This is a genomic window from Roseateles sp. GW821-FHT09G03 (assembly GCF_059416045.1).
The window spans coordinates 90,002-107,265 of sequence record NZ_JBWKOK010000011.1 but is presented as its reverse complement, the minus strand read 5'-3'; the positions used below and the strand labels follow the sequence as shown (position 1 = coordinate 107,265).

Genomic DNA, 17,264 nt, shown 5'->3' with positions numbered 1-17,264 from the left:
TCGCCCCCGAGCCACCGCCCGGCCGACCTCGAGCCGGAACTGCGGGCCGTGCTCGCCGCGCTGCCCGACCCGCGCACCGCCGGGACCGTCGCCGGCCGACGCCTGCGCCGTGATGTGGAACGTCACCTGGAGGACCTGGAACGCGGGGCGCGCGCGGGTGGCCGGGATCTCCGCGGTTTCCCGTCCGCCGCACAGGCCCAGGAATGGCTGGAACGGGCCCGCTTCGACCTCGCCATCAACCCGGGCGCGCTCTACCGGCTGCACTACGCCGCGCGGGATTTCGAGAAGCAGTGGAAGTCGTTCGAACTGCCGTCGGACGGGCAACTCCTCCGCATGTTCCGGACGCTGGCGAAGGAGATCAGCGACGCCATCAGCTTCCCGAACCGGCATCGGACCGACATCCGGCAGTTGATGGCGTTCGACGCCCGGCTGGAGGACCTCCGGACCCGGACACGGCAGCTCGTGGATCGACGCGACGCGCGCATCGCCGCCGCCGTGCGGGCGCAGCAGCGCCCGAACGCCTCGCTCAGGTCTGTTCGACCGCCTGGTGCTCGATCTCCTGCACCTGGTTGAACAGCAGGATGCCCAGCACCACCGACGCGAACGGCATCAGCACCAGCATCAGGATCATCCACAGCACCAGGCTGCGCTCCGCGCGCTTGACCGCGATGCCCATGTAGGCGAAGTGCGCGCACAGCCCGCCGAAGATCCCGATCCCGAGCATCGTCAGCTTGGCCGGGTCGCCCTCGCCGGGCACCTGGGTCTCGCTGATCAGGAACCACAGGCACACGCCGCTGGCGAGCAGTGCGATGAAGGCCGATTCCAGTGCGCTCTTGATGGCCGCGGCCCGGCCCGGCTTGACGTCGTTCGACATGGTGTCCTGCGTGCGGTTGAGACTGCGCGGGCCGCTGCGGGCCCGTCTTCGCGATCGCGCGAGCATACCGGGAGCCGGGCCCGGCGCCCACCGGCGGAACCCCGGCTGAACCCGCCTAGTCCAGCAGCTTCTTCAACGGCGCCGGCAGCGCGTAGTCCGCCAGCCGCTCGCGCGCGACCCACACGCCCTCGCCCGCGGGCCGCGTCTCGCTCGGCAACACCGCGCGGCGCGGATGCAGCAGCCAGTCGAAGTGCGTCAGCACGTGCTTCACCCGCGGCAGCGTCTCCGGCGCCGCGACGCCCAGCGCCGCGCTCTGGGCCGTCAGCGCGGCCTCGTCGTCGAACAGGGGCAGCGTCCACAGGCCGCCCCAGACGCCCTCGGCCGGCCGCTGCTGCAGCCAGATGCGGCCCTCGTGCTCCAGCCACAGCCACCAGTTCTCCCGCTGGCCGCGCTTGAGCTTCTTCGTCTTGATCGGGTAACGCGTGGGATCGCCCTCCGCAAGCCCCGCGCACAGCGAGGCCACCGGGCACAGCAGGCACTGCGGGCTGCGCGTCGCGCACAGGCTCGCGCCCAGGTCCATCATTCCCTGCGTGTAGGCCGGCATGTCCGCGGGCGAGGCCGGCAGCAGCGCCTCCGCCTGGCGCCACAGCCGCTTCTCCTGCGCCGCCGACGCGAGGTCGCCGTCGAAGGCCAGCAGCCGGCCCAGCACGCGCTTGACGTTGCCGTCCAGGATCGCCACGCGCTCGTCGAAGCAGAACGACGAGATCGCCGCCGCCGTCGAGCGGCCGATGCCGGGCAGTTCCGCCAGCACCGCCGCGCTGCGCGGGAATGCGCCGCCGTGACGCTCGACCACGGCCTGCGCGCACTTGTGCAGGTTGCGCGCCCGGCTGTAGTAGCCGAGCCCCGCCCACGCGGCCATCACCTCGTCGTTGGGCGCGGCGGCCAACGCGGCCACGTCGGGGAAACGCTCCAGGAAGCGCCGGTAGTAACCCAGCACCGTCGTCACCTGCGTCTGCTGCAGCATGATTTCGGACAGCCACACGCGGTACGGATCGCGCGTGTTCTGCCAGGGCAGGTCATGCCGGCCGTCGCGGCGCTGCCAGGCCAGCAGACGGGGTGCGAAATCGCCGCGCAGCGCCTCGACACGGGCGTCCAGTTCGTCGTCGGTCATCGGAGAGGTCGGCGGAGAGGTCGGCGGAAGGGTCAGGTCTTTCAAGGCTGGCAGCTCGGCTCGCTTCACAGGGCTCATCGCTTCTGGCAGCTTGGACAGAAGAACGTCGACCGCTGCCCCTGCACGATGCGCCGGATCTTCGTGCCACACACGCGGCACGGCTCGCCCTCGCGTCCGTAGACGCGCGCCTGCATCTGGAAACTCCCCGCCACGCCGTGCGCGTCCTTGAAGTCGCGCAGCGTGCTGCCGCCGGCTTCGAGCGCCTCGCCCAGCACCTGCCGCAGCGCGCCCGCCAGCTTCTCCGCGCGCGGCTTGCTGAGCTTGCCCGCCGGGGCGCGCGGATCGACGCCCGCCATGAACAGCGCCTCGCACGCATAGATGTTGCCCGCGCCGACGACCACGTCGCCGGCCAGGATCGCCTGCTTCACCGCGACGCGCCGGCCGCGGAAGCCTTCATGCAGATAGGGGCCGTGGAACTCGATGTCGAAGGGCTCCAGCCCGATGCGGGCGAGCAGCTTCGCGGCCGGCTCCACGTCCAGCCCGTCCGACCACACGACAGCGCCGAAACGTCTCGGATCGGTCAGCCGCAGCACGCCGCGGTCGGTGACCAGTTCGAAGTGGTCGTGCGGCCCGGCCGGCGGCGGCTGCTCGCGGAATGCCAGCGATCCCGACATCCCCAGGTGCATCAGCAGCCCGCCGCCGTCCTCGTCCGGATGGCCCGGCTGCTCGTCCGTCGGCACCAGCGGCAGCCACAGGTACTTGCCGCGCCGCGTCGTCTCGCCGACGCGCCGTCCGATCAGCCGTTCGGCCGCGACGCCCAGCGGCCAGCGCAGCGGCTTTCCCAGCCGCACGTCCAGCACGCGCGCTCCGGCGATGGCCGGCGCAAAACTTCGTCGTGTAACTTCAACTTCCGGTAACTCGGGCATCCCGGGATCATAGGCGCGGCCTCGTTCCGACATCCCTAGAATGGTCCGAGGCCCCCGGTTTGCCCGGAGCGCCTTCCCGCCCAGTTCAGGAGTCACGTCATGCCCGCCCTTGTGCGCCACCGCTGGTGGCTCTCCGCCGCCCTCGCCCTGAGCTGCGCCGCCCACGCCCAGTCCCCCCAGACCGATGCCCCGCCCGCCCCGGAGGCCGCCGACGCGCCCGCCTCCGCGGCGTCCGCGCCCGTGGTCAATTCCGACCTCGACGCGCCGATGTTCTATCAGCTGCTGATCGGCGAGATGGAACTCCAGGGCGGCGAACCCGGCGTCGCCTACCAGGTGCTGCTGGACGCCGCCCGGCGCAGCGGCGACGAGGAACTCTTCCGCCGCGTCGTCCAGATCGCGCTGCAGTCGCGCGCCGGCGACCAGGCCGTCATCGCCGCCCGCGCCTGGCGCGAGGCGATCCCGACCTCGGTCGAGGCGCACCGCACCCAGATCCAGCTGCTCGCGCTGCTGAACCGCCCGGCCGAGATCCCGCCGGTGCTGCGTTCGCTGCTCGCGATGTCGCCGGCCGACGGCCGCGGTCCGCTGATCGCCGCGTTGCCCGCGCTGTTCCAGCGCGCGCCGGAACCGGTGCGTGTGCTGGAAGCTTTCGAACCGATGCTGCGCGAGACCGCCGCGAAGCCGGAGACCCGTTTCGCCTCGCTGCTGGTGCTGGCGGAATTCGCCAAGAAGGCCGACCGCTACGAGACCGCGCTGATCCACGTCCGCGCCGCCGCCAAGGACTTCCCGGACCGCGAGGAGCCGCTGCTGATGGCGCTGGAGCTGCTGCCGCGCCGCCCCGAGGCCGAGGCGCTGATCACCGCCGAGCTGCAGGCCAAGCCCGACAAGCAGTCGCTGCGCCTGGCCTACGCCCGCGCGCTGGCCCGCGCGCAGCGTCCCGGCGACGCGGCGCGCGAGTTCCGCACGCTGACGCAGCAGTCGCCCGACGAGCCCGGCCACTGGCTGGCGCTGGGCTCGCTGGAGCTGGACCTGCAGCATCCCGACGCCGCCGAAGACGCGTTGCAGCGCTACATGAAACTGGTCGAGAAGCCGGCCGTCTCGTCGTTGGCCGAGCGCGCGATCGCCGCCGCCGGCCTGGACAAGGCGGACCGGGAGGCGAACCAGCAGGGTCAGTTGTTGCTCGCCCAGGCCGCCGAGATGCGCGGCGACTTCAAGACCGCCGAGAAGCGCCTGGCCGCGATCGAGGCGGCGCCGGGCAACCTCGACATCGCCTACCGACGCGCCTCGCTGCTGGCGCGCCAGGGCAAGCTCGAAGAAGGCCGCAAGCTGCTGCACCAGCTGCCCGCCGACCGCGAGCAGGACCGCCGCGCCCGCACGCTGGCCGAGTCCCAGCTGCTGCGCGACAACAAGCAGTGGCAGGCCGCCTATGACCTGCTCGGCACCGCGATCGCGCAGGCGCCCGAGGACGCCGACCTGCTCTACGAGCAATCGATGATGGCCGAGAAGCTCGGCCGCGCGCAGGAGATGGAAGCGCTGCTGCAGAAGGTGATCCAGCTCAAGCCGCAGCACTACCACGCGTACAACGCGCTGGGTTACTCGCTGGCCGATCGCAACGAGCGGCTGCAGGAGGCGCGCGACCTGATCTCCAAGGCGCTGAGCTTCGCGCCGGGCGAGCCCTTCATCGTCGACAGCATGGGCTGGGTGGAGTTCAGACTGGGCCGGCTCGGCGAAGCCGAACGGCTGCTGCGCCAGGCCTACGGCTCGCGTCCCGACGCGGAGATCGCGGCCCATCTGGGCGAGGTGCTCTGGGCCGCCGGTCAGCAGGACGAGGCACGCCGCGTGTTTGCCGACGCCGCCCGCCGCGATCCGCGCAACGAGGCGCTGCAATCGGCGATGCAACGCCTGCAGGTCCGCCCCTGATGCGGCGGCGGCAGTTCAGCGCGGGCGCCATGGCGGCACTCGCCGGGGTGGCGCTCGCGGGTTGCAGTTCCCTGCCGAAAGCGACCGGGGCGGACGCCGCGGCGCTGGCCGATGCGCCCCGGCTCACCGGCAAGTTCGGGCTCATCGTGCCGGCCGGTCCCGGCGGTCAGCCACGCGGACAGAACGTCAACGCCAACTTCGAGCTGCTCGGCGATCCGCGCCGCGGTCAGCTCGAAATGAGCACCTCGATGGGCAACCTCGTGGCGCGCGTGTCGTGGCAGCCCGGGTCGGCCTGGGTCAAGACGCCCGACGGCGACCGCGCCTACGACGACATCGACGCGCTGACGCAGGAACTGCTCGGCGAGACGCTGCCGCTGCAGGCGCTGTTCGACTGGCTGCGTGGGCGGCCCTGGCCGCAGGCGCCGTCCCAGGCCTCCGGGGAATCAGGCTTCCAGCAGCTCGGCTGGCAGGTCGACCTGCGGCGCTTCGACAATCAGTTGATCTCCGCCCAGCGCCTCAATCCGAATGGCGCGGAACCGCTGGCCACGCTGCGACTGAAACTCGACGCGCCGACCTCGCCCTGATTCTTCCCTGGCCCATCGCCCCCACGTCCACGACGTCCATGACCTCCTCTCCTTCCGCAGCGCCGCTCAAGGCGCTTTACGACGTGCCGGCGCCGGCCAAGCTCAACCTCTTCCTGCACGTGGTGGGCAAGCGGCCGGACGGCTATCACCTGCTGCAGTCGCTGTTCGTGCTGATCGACTGGGCCGACACGCTGCACTTCGAGCGCCGCGACGACGGCGCCCTGCACCGCCACGACCAGGGCGACACGCTGCCGCCCGACGACCTGTGCCTGCGCGCCGCGCGCGCGCTGCAGCAGGCCAGCGGGTGCGCCTTCGGCGCGGACATCCACATCGAGAAGCGCCTGCCTTCCGGCGCGGGCATGGGCGGGGGCTCGTCGGACGCGGCCAGCACGTTGCTGGCGCTGAACCGGTTGTGGGGCTTGAACTGGTCGCGCGAGCGCCTGCTGCCGATCGCGCTGGCCTTGGGCGCGGACGTTCCGTTCTTCGTTGGCGGTCGCAACGCCTTCGTCGAAGGCATCGGCGAAGTGCTGACCCCGCTGGAGGTCCCGGAGCTGCGGCTCGCGGTGGTCAAGCCTGGGGCGAGCATCGCCACCAAGGACATTTTTTCCAGCCCGCTGTTGCAAAGGTCAGAAAGCGTGGCTATAGTAGCGGGCTTTCCTGCAGCGAACGGCAGACGAAGCGAAGGGGTTCCCGAAACGGATTCCCAGAGTAACGAAGTCAATAGCTGGGGTGGACGCAAAGGCAATATTGCCGGCGATCACCAAACGTCGGAAATACTCGTCGAGCAGTTGTTTGAAGGATGGGGCAGAAATGATCTGCAACCTCCCGCGGAAGCTGCGAGTCACGAAGTATCCAAGGCGCTTGAATGGTTGCAGACCCGCTACGAAAATTCTCGTATGACGGGTTCAGGCAGTGCAGTTTTTGCTATAGTTCGACCCTCGCTGAATGCAATGCAGACAGCAGCGGAAAAGATAGATGCAGTTTCCGGCTCTGAGAGCAATCTCAAGGCGACACCGGAAGGTGAGTTCGAAAAACTCCCGGATGGTTGGGTCGGAAAAATGTGTCGCAGTCTGTCGGTTCACCCTTTGCGGGGCTGGGCCGAAGATTGAAGGTTGTAGGGTGCTGTTCCACGAACAGTGTCCGGTGTAGGGGAGTCGCCAAGTTGGTCAAGGCATCGGATTTTGATTCCGACATGCGAGGGTTCGAGTCCTTCCTCCCCTGCCAAATTTTCAGTTTCAATCCGGGACCCGCTGGGTTGGCCACCGGGCCATAAGTCTAAGGATGGCCCGCTGTGCTGCTCAATACCGTCCTCTTCACGGGTAACGCAAACCCGACCCTCTCCAAAGAAATCGCCACGCATCTGGGCCTCGAGCTCGGAAAAGCCGTGGTCGGTCGGTTTTCCGATGGCGAGGTGGCTGTTGAAATCCAGCAGAACGTCCGCGCCCGCGACGTGTTCATCGTCCAGCCCACCTGCGCGCCGACGAACGAGAACCTGATGGAACTGCTGATCATGGTCGATGCGATGAAGCGCGCCAGCGCGCGCCGCATCACCGCCGTGATCCCCTACTTCGGTTATGCGCGCCAGGATCGCCGCCCGCGTTCGACGCGCGTGCCGATCTCGGCCAAGGTCGTGGCCAACCTGCTGGAGACCGTCGGCGTCGAGCGCGTCCTGACGATGGACCTGCACGCGGACCAGATCCAGGGCTTCTTCGACATCCCGGTCGACAACATCTACGCCTCGCCCGTGCTGCTGTCGGACCTGAAGGCCCGCAACTACGCGGACCTGGTGGTGGTCAGCCCCGACGTAGGCGGCGTGGTCCGCGCCCGTGCGCTGGCCAAGCAACTGGGCTGCGACCTGGCGATCATCGACAAGCGCCGTCCGTCGGCCAACGTCTCCGAGGTGATGCACGTCATCGGCGAGATCGACGGCCGCAACTGCGTGATCATGGACGACATGATCGACACCGCCGGCACGCTGGTGAAGGCGGCGGAAGTGCTGAAGGAACGCGGCGCCAAGAGCGTCTTCGCCTACTGCACGCACCCCATCCTGTCGGGCCCGGCGATCGAGCGCATCGCCGGCTCCATGCTGGACGAAGTCGTCATCACCAACACGATTCCGCTGTCGGAAACCGCCAAGGCCTGCGGCAAGATCCGCCAGCTGTCGGTGGCGTTCCTGTTCGCCGAGACCATCCGCCGCATTTCGGACGGTGAATCGGTGACCTCCCTCTTTAGCGAGCAGAACAACAACTTCTGATCGCGTCCTGAGTTCCGGCCGCTGCCCGCAAGGACAGCGGCTGTTTCGCGAAGGCGCCTGGTCGCGGGGCCTTCATCCGGAGCGTCAATCCTGGCGCTCCGTCCATCTTGGAGATTGATATGAAATTCGTCGCTTTTGAGCGCAAGCTGCAGGGGACCGGAGCGAGCCGCCGCCTGCGTCACGCTGGCAAGGTTCCGGGCATCGTTTACGGTGCTGGCGAGCCGGCCGTCATCGAGCTGGATCACAACGCGCTGTTCCATGCCATGAAGAAGGAAGCTTTCCACAGCTCCATCCTCGACATGGAAGTGGACGGCAAGACCACGCAAGTGCTGCTGCGTGACTTCCAGATGCACCCGTACAAGCAGCAAGTGCTGCACGTGGACTTCCAGCGCGTCGACGCCACGACCAAGATCACCAAGAAGGTGCCGCTGCACTTCGTCGGTGAAGCCGAGTCGCCGGCCGTCAAGACCGACAAGGGCACCGTGAACCACGTGCTGACCCAGCTGGAAATCACCTGCCTGGCGCAACAGCTGCCGGAGTTCATCGAAGTCGACCTGAGCGGTCTGACGATGGGTCACTCGATCCACGTGAACGACCTGAAGCTGGCCGATCACATCAAGATCGTCACGCACGGCAAGCCGAACCCGGTGGTCGCCACCCCGGTCCCGGCCGCGGCGGAAGAAGTCATCGTCGTGGCAGCTGCCCCGGCCGACGACAAGAAGAAGAAGAAGAAGTAATTTCTTCGTCTCCGGACGTGCGCCTGACGAGGAGCGCGTCCGTAGCGTGGGATGCCCCTTCCGGGGTGGCATCTCCCCCCAAAGAAGGCCCCGCTTGCGGGGCCTTCTGCTTTTCAGCTCGACACTGATAATCGCGCCCCATGATTCGTCTCTTTGTCGGCCTGGGCAATCCCGGCCCTGAATACGAGGACACCCGCCACAACGCCGGGTTCTGGTGGATCGATGCGCTGGCGCGCGGCCTGAAGGTCACGCCGCAACTCGACGTCAAGTACTCCGGCCTGGTCGCGCGCGTCAACGACGCACCGGGCGCCTCGGGTCCGATCTGGCTGCTGCAGCCGATGACCTACATGAACCTCTCGGGCAAGTCGGTGGCGGCGCTGGCGCGCTTCTTCAAGATCGCGCCGGAAGAGATCCTCGCCATCCACGACGAGCTCGAGATCGCACCCGGCGAGCACAAGCTCAAGCAGGGCGGCGGCAATGCCGGCCACAACGGCCTGAAGGACATGCAGGCCCAACTGGGCAGCGGGAACTTCTGGCGCCTGCGCCTGGGCATCGGCCATCCGGGCCACCGCGACGAGGTCGCCGGCTACGTGCTGCGCAAGCCGCCACTGGCGGAGCGCCAGGCGGTCGAGGACAGCATCGGCAAGTCGCTCGAGGCCTTCAAGCTGATGACCGGCGGCGACATGGCCAAGGCCGTGGCGTTGCTGCACGCCAAGCCGCCGCGTCCCAAGCCGCCCAGACCCGCCAACCTGCCACCCAAGCCCGGCGCCGCAGGCGCCGTGCCGACGGCTGGCGCCCCGCTTGCCGCCACCGGAACTGCCGCGACCCCCGCGACGGCACTCGCGGCCACCCCTGCCCCTGCTGTTCCCACTGCCCCACCCCCTATCCCCGGAGACTGACATGCCCGCGCGCGCCGCCCTGATCCTGACGACTGCTGTTCTGGTCCTCAAGCTTGGCGCGGCGAACGCGCAGGAGGTCCCCAAGGCGCCCCCGCAGCAGGAAAAGACCTTCGGCTTCTACCGCTGCGGCCCGGAGGGTCAGGACTTGCGCAGCACCCCCTGCCCTGACGGGCAAGGCCGCACGGCCGAGGTGCCGAAGGACCAGGTCGATCCCAAGGAGACCGATGCCGCGCGCAAGCGCACGGCCGCCGAGACGCGCGACCTGGCCGCACGCGAGCGGGAGCGCGAACGCCAGGCCGCCAAGACGCCGCCCAAGGCCGCCGGCATCGACGGCCGCCTGCCGGGGCAGCGCGCGACGAAACCAGCGAAACCCGCGGATCCGAAGAAGCCCAAGCCCAAGGATCCCAAGAAGCCGCCGAAGAAGAAGCCCAAGGTGCCCACGTCGCCTGACGGCGCATTGCAGCCCAGGCCCACGACGGGCGCCGACGCCACGACGCCCACACCTCGTTAGAATGCGCGCCGTTGGTGCTCGCGCGGACATTGCGTCCGTGCAGTTAAACGGGAATCAGGAAGCGGTCGCATCCCCGATGCGCGAACCAACCTGAGCTGTCCCCGCAACGGTAAGTGGCCGCCGGCCGCGCGCCCGGGATCCTGACGAAGGAACACCGGGCGGCAGCCGGCACTGCCTGTCCCCACGTCCACTGGCGCGTCCGCGCTGGGAAGGACACAGGCAGCGGCCACCAGCCCGGATACCGGCCAACAGGTGGCGTCTCCAGCCGATCGCGCGACGCGTCCTTCGTGAGCATTCACCAGGACGACTCGACGACGAGCGGGCGATGCCGTTTCTCAGAGGCCCTGCGGGTGAGCAGGCGTCTGAACTCCGTCGTTGGTCCGTTCCTCATGCTTCCGTTCGTTTCGCGCGCGCGCGCTGGTGCCCGCTCGCTGTCCGTCCTCACCCCGATGGCGCTCGCCTCATCGCAGCTCCTGACGCTCCTGGCCTTCTCCCCGGCCGCGTCCGCGCAGTCCTCCCCTGCCCCTTCCCCCGCATCTTCTTCTGCTTCCCCCGCAGGCTCCCCCGCGAGCCGGCTCGACGAAGTCACCGTCACCGGCACGCGCAGCCCGATGAAGCTGTCCGACGTCGCCGCCGACCTCACCGTCATCAACCGCGACACCATCGAGCGCCAGGGCTTCGGCAACATCGCCACGCTGCTGCGCAACGTGGCGGGCCTGCAGATGACCAGCAACGGCGGACCGGGCAACACGACCTCCGTCTTCGTGCGCGGTGCCGAGACCCGCCACACCGTGGTCCTCATCGACGGCGTGCGCGTGGACGGCCAGTCCTCCGGCGGCGCCAGCTGGCAGAACCTCCCGGTCTCGCAGATCGAGCGCATCGAGGTCCTCAAGGGCCCGGCCAGCGCCCTGTACGGTTCCGACGCCATCGGCGGCGTGGTGCAGATCTTCACGCGCAAGGGGGCGGGCCGCACGCAGCTGGACCTCGGCATCGGCGGCGGCAACCTCGGCCAGGTGAAGGCCGACGTCGGCATCAGCGGCGGCACGGCGGACTTCGACTACGCCGGCTCGCTCGCGCTCGACCGTGGCACCGGCTTCAACGCCTACCTGAACACGACGGCCAAGAGCTACAACCCCGACGCCGACGGCTGGCGCAACTACAGCGGCAGCCTGCGCCTGGGCGGCCGCGTGGCCGAAGGCCAGCGCCTGGAGTTCCTCGGCCTGAAGAGCCGCAGCAACGCCGGCTACGACGCCGGCAAGAACGCCGACGACCGCGGCGTCACCGAGACGCTGGCGGGCAAGCTGAGCCTGAATTCCACCTGGTCCTCCGCGCTGTCCACCCAGCTCTCGGCGGGCCAGTCCGAAGAGAACTACGAGACCAAGCCCAGCTCGCCCTACCTCACGAAGACCCGCATCCGCAGCGCCTCGCTGCAGGGCTTCTACCGGATCAACGAGCAGCACCAGCTCAACGGCCTGCTGGAGCGCCGCGAGGATCGCCTGGTCAACACCGACCTCGTCGGCGGCGGCAAGGGCACCCGCGACCAGAACGCGGTCGGCCTGAGCTACCTCGGCACGTTGGGCGCCTTCAGCCTGCAGGCCCACGGCCGGCATGACGACGACAGCGAATTTGGCGGCATCGACACCGGCAGCCTCGCGGCGGGCTTCAAGCTCGGCGGCGGCTGGCGCGTCACGGCCTCGGCCGGCAACGCCTTCCGCGCGCCCACGCTGTACCAGCGCGGCAGCGTCTACGGTCCCGACACCAGCAAGGGATTCGAGGAACTGCGGCCCGAGCGCGCGCAGAACCGCGAAGCCGGCCTGGCCTGGGGCCAAGGCGACTTCGACTTCGCGGTCACGACCTTCCACAACCGCGTCACCGACCTGATCGCCTTCGGCGCGGCCGGCAGCTGCCGCTCGACGACCGGCTGCTACAGCAACGTCGCCCGGGCGCTGCTCAAGGGCACCAGCCTCAAGGGCGGCGCGCAGCTGGGACCCGTGAACCTGAGCGCCACGGCGGACTTCCTGGATCCCACCGACGCCAACAGCGGCCGCCAACTGCAGCGCCGCGCCAAGCGTTTCGGCACGCTGCGCGCGGAAACCTCGGTGCAGGCCTGGACGCTGGGCGCCAGCGTGGTCGGCTCCGGCCAACGCTTCGACGACGCGGCCAACAAGATCCGGCTGGGCGGCTACGGCCTGCTCAACCTGGACGCGCAGTACGCCTTCGCGAAGGACTGGCGTCTGCAGTTGAATGTCGACAACGCCTTCAACCGCGATTACCAGACGGCGAATTTCTACCAGCAGGCACCGCGCACCTGGTTCGTCACGCTGCGTTATTCCCCGTCGCTGTGATCCGAGGCTGCAGGCCCTGGCGGTAAGGTCTGCACTTCAGCATTCGATGCCGGGCCCTCTCTGCCCGGCTTTCACTGGAGGTTCCGGATGTCCGCTCATCACCTGATCGTCGGCGGCCAGCGCAGCGGCAAGTCGCGCCACGCGGAGCGCCTCGCGCTGCGCTGGGCGCGCACGCCGGGGCACCGCGTCACCGTCGTCGCGACCGCCGAGGCCCATGACGACGAGATGCGCGACCGCATCGCCCGCCATCGCGCCGACCGGCCGGCGGGCTTCGACACCCTCGAGGCACCGCTGCATCTGTGCGAGGCCTTGCGGGCCGCGTCGTCGCCGCAGCGCCTGGTCGTCGTCGATTGCCTGACCCTGTGGTTGACGAACTGGCTGATGCCGATGGACGGCGCACCGCGACTCGAGGACTGGCGCACCGAATGCGCCGACCTCCAGCGCCTGCTGCCGCAACTGGCGTCGCCGGTGGTCTTCGTGTCCAACGAGGTCGGCTGGGGCGTGATGCCGATGGGGCGCGAGGTGCGCGCCTACGTGGATGAACTCGGCTGGCTCAACCAGCTCGTCGCGCGGCAGTGCGCCCAGCTCACCCTGATGGTGGCGGGACAGCCATGGACACGACCGGTCGAGGACCTGGACGGCGCGAGCCACAGCGCCCATGGCGCGAACGAAGCGAACGAAGCGAACGAGGAGAGCAACGGATGAAGTCGATGGGACGCTGGATGCGAGGCGCGATCGGACTCACGCGACAGGCCGCCGTGGGCGGCGTGCTGCTGGGAATGATCGCGACGCACGCGATGAACGCGGTCGCCGCGCCGATCACGCTGAAGGACGACCGCGGCCACACCGTGACGCTGCCCGAGGTGCCGCGGCGCATCGTCAGCCTGCTGCCCTCGCTGACCGAGACCATCTGCGAGCTCGGCGACTGCGCGAAGGTCGTCGGCGTCGACCGTTTCTCCAACTTCCCGGTGAGCGTGCAGAAGCTGCCGCGCCTGGGCGGTCTCGACGACACCAGCATCGAGGCGCTGGTGGCGCTCAAGCCGGACGTCGTCGTCCTGGGCGTCTCCGCGCGCGTCATCGACCGGCTCGAAGGCCTGGGCCTGAAGGTCGTCGCGCTGGAGCCCAAGAGCATGAACGACGTCCAGCGCGTGCTGGGCAAGATGGGGCAGATCCTCGGCAAGGAGGACGACGCGCGCCGGCTGTGGAACCGCATCGACGGCCACATCGCGCAGAGCGCCGCCACACTGCCGCCCGGCGCCCGCGGCCTCAGCGTCTACTACGAGGTCGACGCCGGCCCCTACGGCGCGGGCACCGCGTCCTTCATGGGCGAGATCCTGACGCGGCTCGGCGCGAAGAACATCATCCCGGCCGAGCTCGGCCCCTTCCCCAAGCTCAACCCTGAATTCATCGTCCGCGCCGACCCGCAGGTCATCATGGTCGGCCAGCGCAACGCCGCGGGACTACCGCAGCGCCCGGGCTGGCCCGCGATCCGCGCGGTGAAGAACCAGCGCCTCTGCGTCTGGATCCCGTCGGAGTCCGACGTGCTCGTGCGGCCCGGACCGCGCATGTCGGAAGCGGCCGCGCTGATGGCGCGCTGCCTGCGCGAAGCGGCCGCCGGTCCCGTGCCGCTGCCCACGGTCCCCTTCAACGCGCCGCCGGGGGGCATGCGCTGATGCGCGCGTCCTCCCTGCTCTCCGCCAAGACCGCGGCGCAGCTGACGGCGCTGCTGCTGCTCGGCGCCGTGCTGCTGGCACTGGGCCTGGCCATCGGCAGCATGGGCTGGAGCCCGTGGACCGAGGGCGGCGACACGATGCGCATGATCCTCTGGGACATCCGCGCGCCGCGCTCCATCGGCGCGTGGCTCGCGGGCGCGCTGCTGGCGCTGGCCGGCGCCATCGCGCAGGGCCTCTTCCGCAATCCGCTCGCCGATCCCTATCTGCTGGGCTGCTCCGCGGGCGCTTCGCTCGGCGTCGCGGCGCTGCTCTTCGTCATGGGCGTCTCGCCGGCGGCGGCGGCACTCGCGCTGCGCGTCGGCATGACCGGTGCGGCCTTCGCCGGCGCGATCGGTGCAGTGCTGCTCACGCTCGTGCTCGCGCGCGGCGTCACGCAGAGCCTGCGCCTGCTGCTCGCGGGCGTCGTCGTCGGCGTCGTGCTGGGCTCCGGCTCCGCGCTGCTGACGCTGATGAACCCCGACATCCTGCGGGCGATGCAGGCCTTCATGCTCGGCAGCACCGGCTACGTCGGCTGGAGCGCGGTGCAGGTCATGGTCGTCGCGATGGCGCTGTGCCTGCTGGTCGCGCTGGGCTGCAGCCGCACGCTCGATGCGCTGACGCTGGGCGAGGACACCGCGCGCTCGCTCGGACAGCGGCTCACGCTGATCCGCCTGCTGCTCATCGCCGCGCTCTCGCTCGCGACCGGCGCGGCGGTCGCGCAATGCGGCCTCATCGCCTTCGTCGGACTGGTCGCGCCGCACCTCGTGCGCAGCTGGGGACCGACGACCCATGGCGCGCTGCTGCTGCTCTCGGCGCTCACCGGCGGTGCGCTGCTGCTTGCCGCCGACATCGCCGCGCGCTGGGTCATCGCGCCGCAGGAACTGCCGGTGGGCATCATCACCGCGCTGCTCGGCGGCAGCTACCTGCTCTGGCTGATGCATAGACGCAAGGCGCATTTCGGCGGCATGGGAGGTTCGCGATGAGCGCCGCCCGATTCGATGAAGCCGGCCGCTCGGCGGTGGATGGCCAGGTCGACGGCGACCTCGACGGCGGAGACATCGGCACGCGTCACGTCGATCTCGGCCACGTGCCGTCGCTGCGCATCGATCTGAAGTCGCTGTCCTTGAGCCATCGGCCGGTGCTGCACGCCTTGACGCTGGCGCTCGCGCCGCGCGCATGGACGGCGATCGTCGGGCCGAACGGCGCTGGCAAGTCGACGCTGCTGCGCGCGATCGCAGGGCTGCTGCCCTTCGACGGCACCTTGACCCTCGACGACAAGCCGTGGACCGCGTGGCCAGCGAAGCACCGCGCGCGACAGATTGCCTGGCTCGGTCAGAACGAAGCGGCCTCGGAGGACCTCACCGCCTACGACATCGCCATGCTGGGCCGCCTGCCGCATCAGCCGTGGCTGGCGCCGGCGAGCGCCGCCGATCACTCGGCGGTCGAGCATGCGATGCGCCAGACGCAGAGCTGGGAATGGAAGGACCGCGCGCTGGGCAGCTTGTCCGGCGGCGAGCGGCAGCGCGTTCTGCTGGCACGCGCCTTGGCCGTGCGTGCCGGCGTGCTGCTGATGGACGAGCCCCTGGCTCACCTGGATCCACCGCATCAGAGCGATTGGGCGCGCATCGTGCGCGAGCGCGTCGCCGCGGGCGGAGCGGTCGTCAGCGTCCTTCATGAGCTCAACGTCGCGCTGCAGGCGGACACGCTCGTCGTGATGGACGGCGGCCGCATCGTCCACGAAGGCGCGCCGCACGAGCCGGCGACGCACGACGCGCTGCAACGCGTCTTCCACGGGCGACTGCTGATCCTGCAGGTGCGGGGCCGCTGGATCGCGCTCAACGAATGAGCGCCGCCGACATGCATGTCGACGCCGTCGGCGTCACCACCACCATCACCAACGCCCGATTGATCCTGCTCCTCTCACGATGACTGCCTGCCCTGCCTTCCTGATCAGCGCTCCGGCTTCCGGCCAGGGCAAGACGAGCGTGACCGCCGCGATGGCGCGTGCGGCGCGCCGACGCGGGCTGCGCGTGCGTGTCTTCAAGACCGGTCCGGACTATCTCGACCCGATGGTGCTGGAGCGCGCGAGCGGTCACACCGTCTACCAGCTCGACCTGTTCATGGGGGGCGAGGCGCACTGCAGGCAACTGCTTGCGAGGGCGGCGGAGAACGCGGACCTGATCTTGGTCGAAGGCGTGATGGGGCTCTTCGACGGCAAGCCGAGCAGTGCGGATCTGGCCGCGACCTTCGGGCTGCCGGTGATCGTGGTGCTGGATGCATCGGCGATGGCGCAGACCTTTGCGGCGTTGGCGACGGGGCTGGCGCGATTCCGCGATGACATTCAAGTGGCTGGCGTGATTGCCAATCGTGTGGGCAGTGATGCGCACGCGCGCATGGTGGCCGAAGGGCTGCCGGACGATCTTCCATTGATTGCCGCGTTGAAGCGTGACGTGGCGCTTTCACTCCCTGAACGGCACTTGGGACTGGTGCAGGCTCTTGAGCTACCGGAGATCGACCAGCAGCTGGATGCCTGGGCGGATGCGTGGGAGGCTGGCTCGGTCAATGACTTCTTCCAGAGCGGATCGGAGACGGGAGGCCGGGGGCCCCTTTTCGTAACTCAAGGAGGGAATTTGCTTGCCGGCAGGCAAGCAAAGGAGGGAGATGGAGAAAAGGGGCCCCCGGCCTCCCGTCTCGGGCTCGGTCTCCCGCAGGGTCCGTCGCTGAAAGGCAAGCGGATCGCGGTCGCGAACGACGCGTGTTTCTCCTTCATCTACCCGGCGAATCTCGACCTGCTGCGCGACCTGGGCGCGGATGTGCGCGAGTTCAGTCCGATCGCGGGCGAGGATCTTCCCGAGTGCGACGCCTTGTGGCTGCCTGGCGGTTATCCGGAGCTGCATGCCGAGACGCTCCTAGAACATCCGCGCTTCTTCGGTGCGCTGGCGTCGCACCTGGAAGCTGCGAAGCCGCTGCTCGCCGAATGCGGCGGCATGCTGGTGCTGCTCGACGAGCTGAGCGATGCCGACGGCGTGGCGCATGCGATGGCGGCGCAGATGCCGGGCCGCGCGGCCATGCAGAAGCGGCTGGCCGCGCTGGGGCTGCAGACGATCGCCTGGCCTGAGGGCGAGCTCCGAGGCCACACCTTCCACTACTCCGCGATGGAGACGCCGCTGTCTCCGATCGCCACGGCCACCAATCCGAACGCCGGCCGCGCCGCCGAGCGTCTCTATGCCTTCGGCTCGCTGCGCGCGAGCTACGTCCACCACTACTTCCCGTCGAACCCGGACGCCATCTCGGCGTTCTTCGGCGGCACCGATTCTTCTTCCAAGCCCTGAGC

The 17,264-nt window shown here is 69.4% G+C and carries 17 protein-coding genes, 1 tRNA gene and 1 riboswitch; of the genes, 15 read left to right on the top strand and 3 right to left on the bottom strand.

Going from position 1 to position 17,264, the window contains the following annotated elements; genetic code table 11:
* Window positions 1-48: 48 nt before the first annotated feature.
* Window positions 49-573 (top strand): hypothetical protein, encoded by a 525-nt coding sequence (locus tag AC07OZ_RS28230; protein WP_495470333.1) that lies wholly within the window; start codon window positions 49-51, stop codon window positions 571-573.
* Here AC07OZ_RS28230 and AC07OZ_RS28225 read toward each other — a convergent pair.
* The 3 genes from AC07OZ_RS28225 to mutM form a co-directional block, all read right to left on the bottom strand.
* Entirely contained in the window at window positions 527-874 is a 348-nt protein-coding gene (locus tag AC07OZ_RS28225; RefSeq protein WP_495470332.1) for a hypothetical protein, read from the bottom strand. The two genes, AC07OZ_RS28230 and AC07OZ_RS28225, sit on opposite strands and share 47 nt — an antisense overlap.
* A gap of 115 nt (window positions 875-989) precedes the next feature.
* Window positions 990-2,045: an A/G-specific adenine glycosylase gene (mutY, locus tag AC07OZ_RS28220; RefSeq protein WP_495470331.1), complete on the bottom strand. Its 1,056-nt coding sequence runs from the start codon at window positions 2,043-2,045 to the stop codon at window positions 990-992.
* A gap of 74 nt (window positions 2,046-2,119) precedes the next feature.
* Entirely contained in the window at window positions 2,120-2,971 is an 852-nt protein-coding gene (mutM, locus tag AC07OZ_RS28215) for a bifunctional DNA-formamidopyrimidine glycosylase/DNA-(apurinic or apyrimidinic site) lyase (RefSeq protein WP_495470330.1), read from the bottom strand.
* Between the two features lie 99 nt (window positions 2,972-3,070).
* Here mutM and AC07OZ_RS28210 point away from each other — a divergent pair, with 99 nt between their 5' ends.
* The 14 genes from AC07OZ_RS28210 (at window position 3,071) to AC07OZ_RS28145 (ending at window position 17,262) form a co-directional block, all read left to right on the top strand.
* Window positions 3,071-4,888 carry a tetratricopeptide repeat protein gene (locus AC07OZ_RS28210; protein WP_495470329.1) on the top strand — a complete coding sequence of 606 codons (1,818 nt, stop codon included), beginning with the start codon at window positions 3,071-3,073 and terminating at the stop codon, window positions 4,886-4,888.
* Window positions 4,889-4,917: 29 nt separating this feature from the next.
* Window positions 4,918-5,472 carry an outer membrane lipoprotein LolB gene (locus AC07OZ_RS28205; protein ID WP_495470328.1) on the top strand — a complete coding sequence of 185 codons (555 nt, stop codon included), beginning with the start codon at window positions 4,918-4,920 and terminating at the stop codon, window positions 5,470-5,472.
* 38 nt (window positions 5,473-5,510) lie between these two features.
* Window positions 5,511-6,581, top strand: coding sequence for a 4-(cytidine 5'-diphospho)-2-C-methyl-D-erythritol kinase (gene ispE / locus AC07OZ_RS28200; RefSeq protein WP_495470327.1), 1,071 nt, complete (start codon window positions 5,511-5,513; stop codon window positions 6,579-6,581).
* Between the two features lie 38 nt (window positions 6,582-6,619).
* A tRNA-Gln gene (locus AC07OZ_RS28195) sits at window positions 6,620-6,696 on the top strand.
* Between the two features lie 67 nt (window positions 6,697-6,763).
* The gene (locus AC07OZ_RS28190; protein ID WP_495470326.1) at window positions 6,764-7,726 is read left to right on the top strand and encodes a ribose-phosphate pyrophosphokinase; all 963 of its coding nucleotides are present in this window, start codon (window positions 6,764-6,766) and stop codon (window positions 7,724-7,726) included.
* Window positions 7,727-7,845: 119 nt separating this feature from the next.
* Window positions 7,846-8,463, top strand: coding sequence for a 50S ribosomal protein L25/general stress protein Ctc (locus AC07OZ_RS28185; RefSeq protein WP_495470325.1), 618 nt, complete (start codon window positions 7,846-7,848; stop codon window positions 8,461-8,463).
* Window positions 8,464-8,603: 140 nt separating this feature from the next.
* Window positions 8,604-9,362 carry an aminoacyl-tRNA hydrolase gene (gene pth / locus AC07OZ_RS28180; protein WP_495470324.1) on the top strand — a complete coding sequence of 253 codons (759 nt, stop codon included), beginning with the start codon at window positions 8,604-8,606 and terminating at the stop codon, window positions 9,360-9,362.
* Window position 9,363: 1 nt separating this feature from the next.
* A complete protein-coding gene (locus tag AC07OZ_RS28175) occupies window positions 9,364-9,873 on the top strand; it encodes a hypothetical protein (protein WP_495470323.1) in 510 nt (169 codons plus the stop codon).
* A riboswitch (cobalamin riboswitch) is annotated at window positions 9,869-10,137 on the top strand. Its footprint overlaps the gene before it by 5 nt.
* A gap of 125 nt (window positions 10,138-10,262) precedes the next feature.
* Window positions 10,263-12,218 carry a TonB-dependent receptor domain-containing protein gene (locus AC07OZ_RS28170; RefSeq protein ID WP_495470322.1) on the top strand — a complete coding sequence of 652 codons (1,956 nt, stop codon included), beginning with the start codon at window positions 10,263-10,265 and terminating at the stop codon, window positions 12,216-12,218.
* Between the two features lie 87 nt (window positions 12,219-12,305).
* A complete protein-coding gene (gene cobU, locus AC07OZ_RS28165) occupies window positions 12,306-12,923 on the top strand; it encodes a bifunctional adenosylcobinamide kinase/adenosylcobinamide-phosphate guanylyltransferase (protein ID WP_495470321.1) in 618 nt (205 codons plus the stop codon).
* Between the two features lie 5 nt (window positions 12,924-12,928).
* Entirely contained in the window at window positions 12,929-13,891 is a 963-nt protein-coding gene (locus AC07OZ_RS28160) for an ABC transporter substrate-binding protein (RefSeq protein ID WP_495470370.1), read from the top strand.
* Entirely contained in the window at window positions 13,891-14,913 is a 1,023-nt protein-coding gene (locus AC07OZ_RS28155; RefSeq protein WP_495470320.1) for a FecCD family ABC transporter permease, read from the top strand. The genes AC07OZ_RS28160 and AC07OZ_RS28155 overlap by 1 nt, the downstream gene beginning before the upstream one ends.
* The gene (locus AC07OZ_RS28150; protein ID WP_495470319.1) at window positions 14,910-15,776 is read left to right on the top strand and encodes an ABC transporter ATP-binding protein; all 867 of its coding nucleotides are present in this window, start codon (window positions 14,910-14,912) and stop codon (window positions 15,774-15,776) included. Before AC07OZ_RS28155 ends, AC07OZ_RS28150 begins: the two co-directional genes overlap by 4 nt.
* Before the next feature lie 79 nt (window positions 15,777-15,855).
* Window positions 15,856-17,262, top strand: a complete 1,407-nt coding sequence (locus tag AC07OZ_RS28145; protein ID WP_495470318.1) for a cobyrinic acid a,c-diamide synthase CobB — start codon at window positions 15,856-15,858, stop codon at window positions 17,260-17,262.
* The last annotated feature ends 2 nt before the right edge of the window (window positions 17,263-17,264 follow it).

Bases quoted from the DNA above. Each gene is read 5' to 3' on its own strand.
- AC07OZ_RS28150 (WP_495470319.1), top strand. From the start codon at position 14,910: ATGAGCGCCGCCCGATTCGATGAAGCCGGCCGCTCGGCGGTGGATGGC.
- AC07OZ_RS28170 (WP_495470322.1), top strand. From the start codon at position 10,263: ATGCTTCCGTTCGTTTCGCGCGCGCGCGCTGGTGCCCGCTCGCTGTCC.
- AC07OZ_RS28175 (WP_495470323.1), top strand. From the start codon at position 9,364: ATGCCCGCGCGCGCCGCCCTGATCCTGACGACTGCTGTTCTGGTCCTC.
- AC07OZ_RS28205 (WP_495470328.1), top strand. From the start codon at position 4,918: ATGGCGGCACTCGCCGGGGTGGCGCTCGCGGGTTGCAGTTCCCTGCCG.
- AC07OZ_RS28160 (WP_495470370.1), top strand. From the start codon at position 12,929: ATGGGACGCTGGATGCGAGGCGCGATCGGACTCACGCGACAGGCCGCC.
- ispE (WP_495470327.1), top strand. From the start codon at position 5,511: ATGACCTCCTCTCCTTCCGCAGCGCCGCTCAAGGCGCTTTACGACGTG.
- AC07OZ_RS28155 (WP_495470320.1), top strand. From the start codon at position 13,891: ATGCGCGCGTCCTCCCTGCTCTCCGCCAAGACCGCGGCGCAGCTGACG.
- cobU (WP_495470321.1), top strand. From the start codon at position 12,306: ATGTCCGCTCATCACCTGATCGTCGGCGGCCAGCGCAGCGGCAAGTCG.
- pth (WP_495470324.1), top strand. From the start codon at position 8,604: ATGATTCGTCTCTTTGTCGGCCTGGGCAATCCCGGCCCTGAATACGAG.
- AC07OZ_RS28225 (WP_495470332.1), bottom strand. From the start codon at position 874: ATGTCGAACGACGTCAAGCCGGGCCGGGCCGCGGCCATCAAGAGCGCA.
- mutY (WP_495470331.1), bottom strand. From the start codon at position 2,045: ATGACCGACGACGAACTGGACGCCCGTGTCGAGGCGCTGCGCGGCGAT.
- AC07OZ_RS28210 (WP_495470329.1), top strand. From the start codon at position 3,071: ATGCCCGCCCTTGTGCGCCACCGCTGGTGGCTCTCCGCCGCCCTCGCC.
- AC07OZ_RS28145 (WP_495470318.1), top strand. From the start codon at position 15,856: ATGACTGCCTGCCCTGCCTTCCTGATCAGCGCTCCGGCTTCCGGCCAG.
- AC07OZ_RS28185 (WP_495470325.1), top strand. From the start codon at position 7,846: ATGAAATTCGTCGCTTTTGAGCGCAAGCTGCAGGGGACCGGAGCGAGC.
- mutM (WP_495470330.1), bottom strand. From the start codon at position 2,971: ATGCCCGAGTTACCGGAAGTTGAAGTTACACGACGAAGTTTTGCGCCG.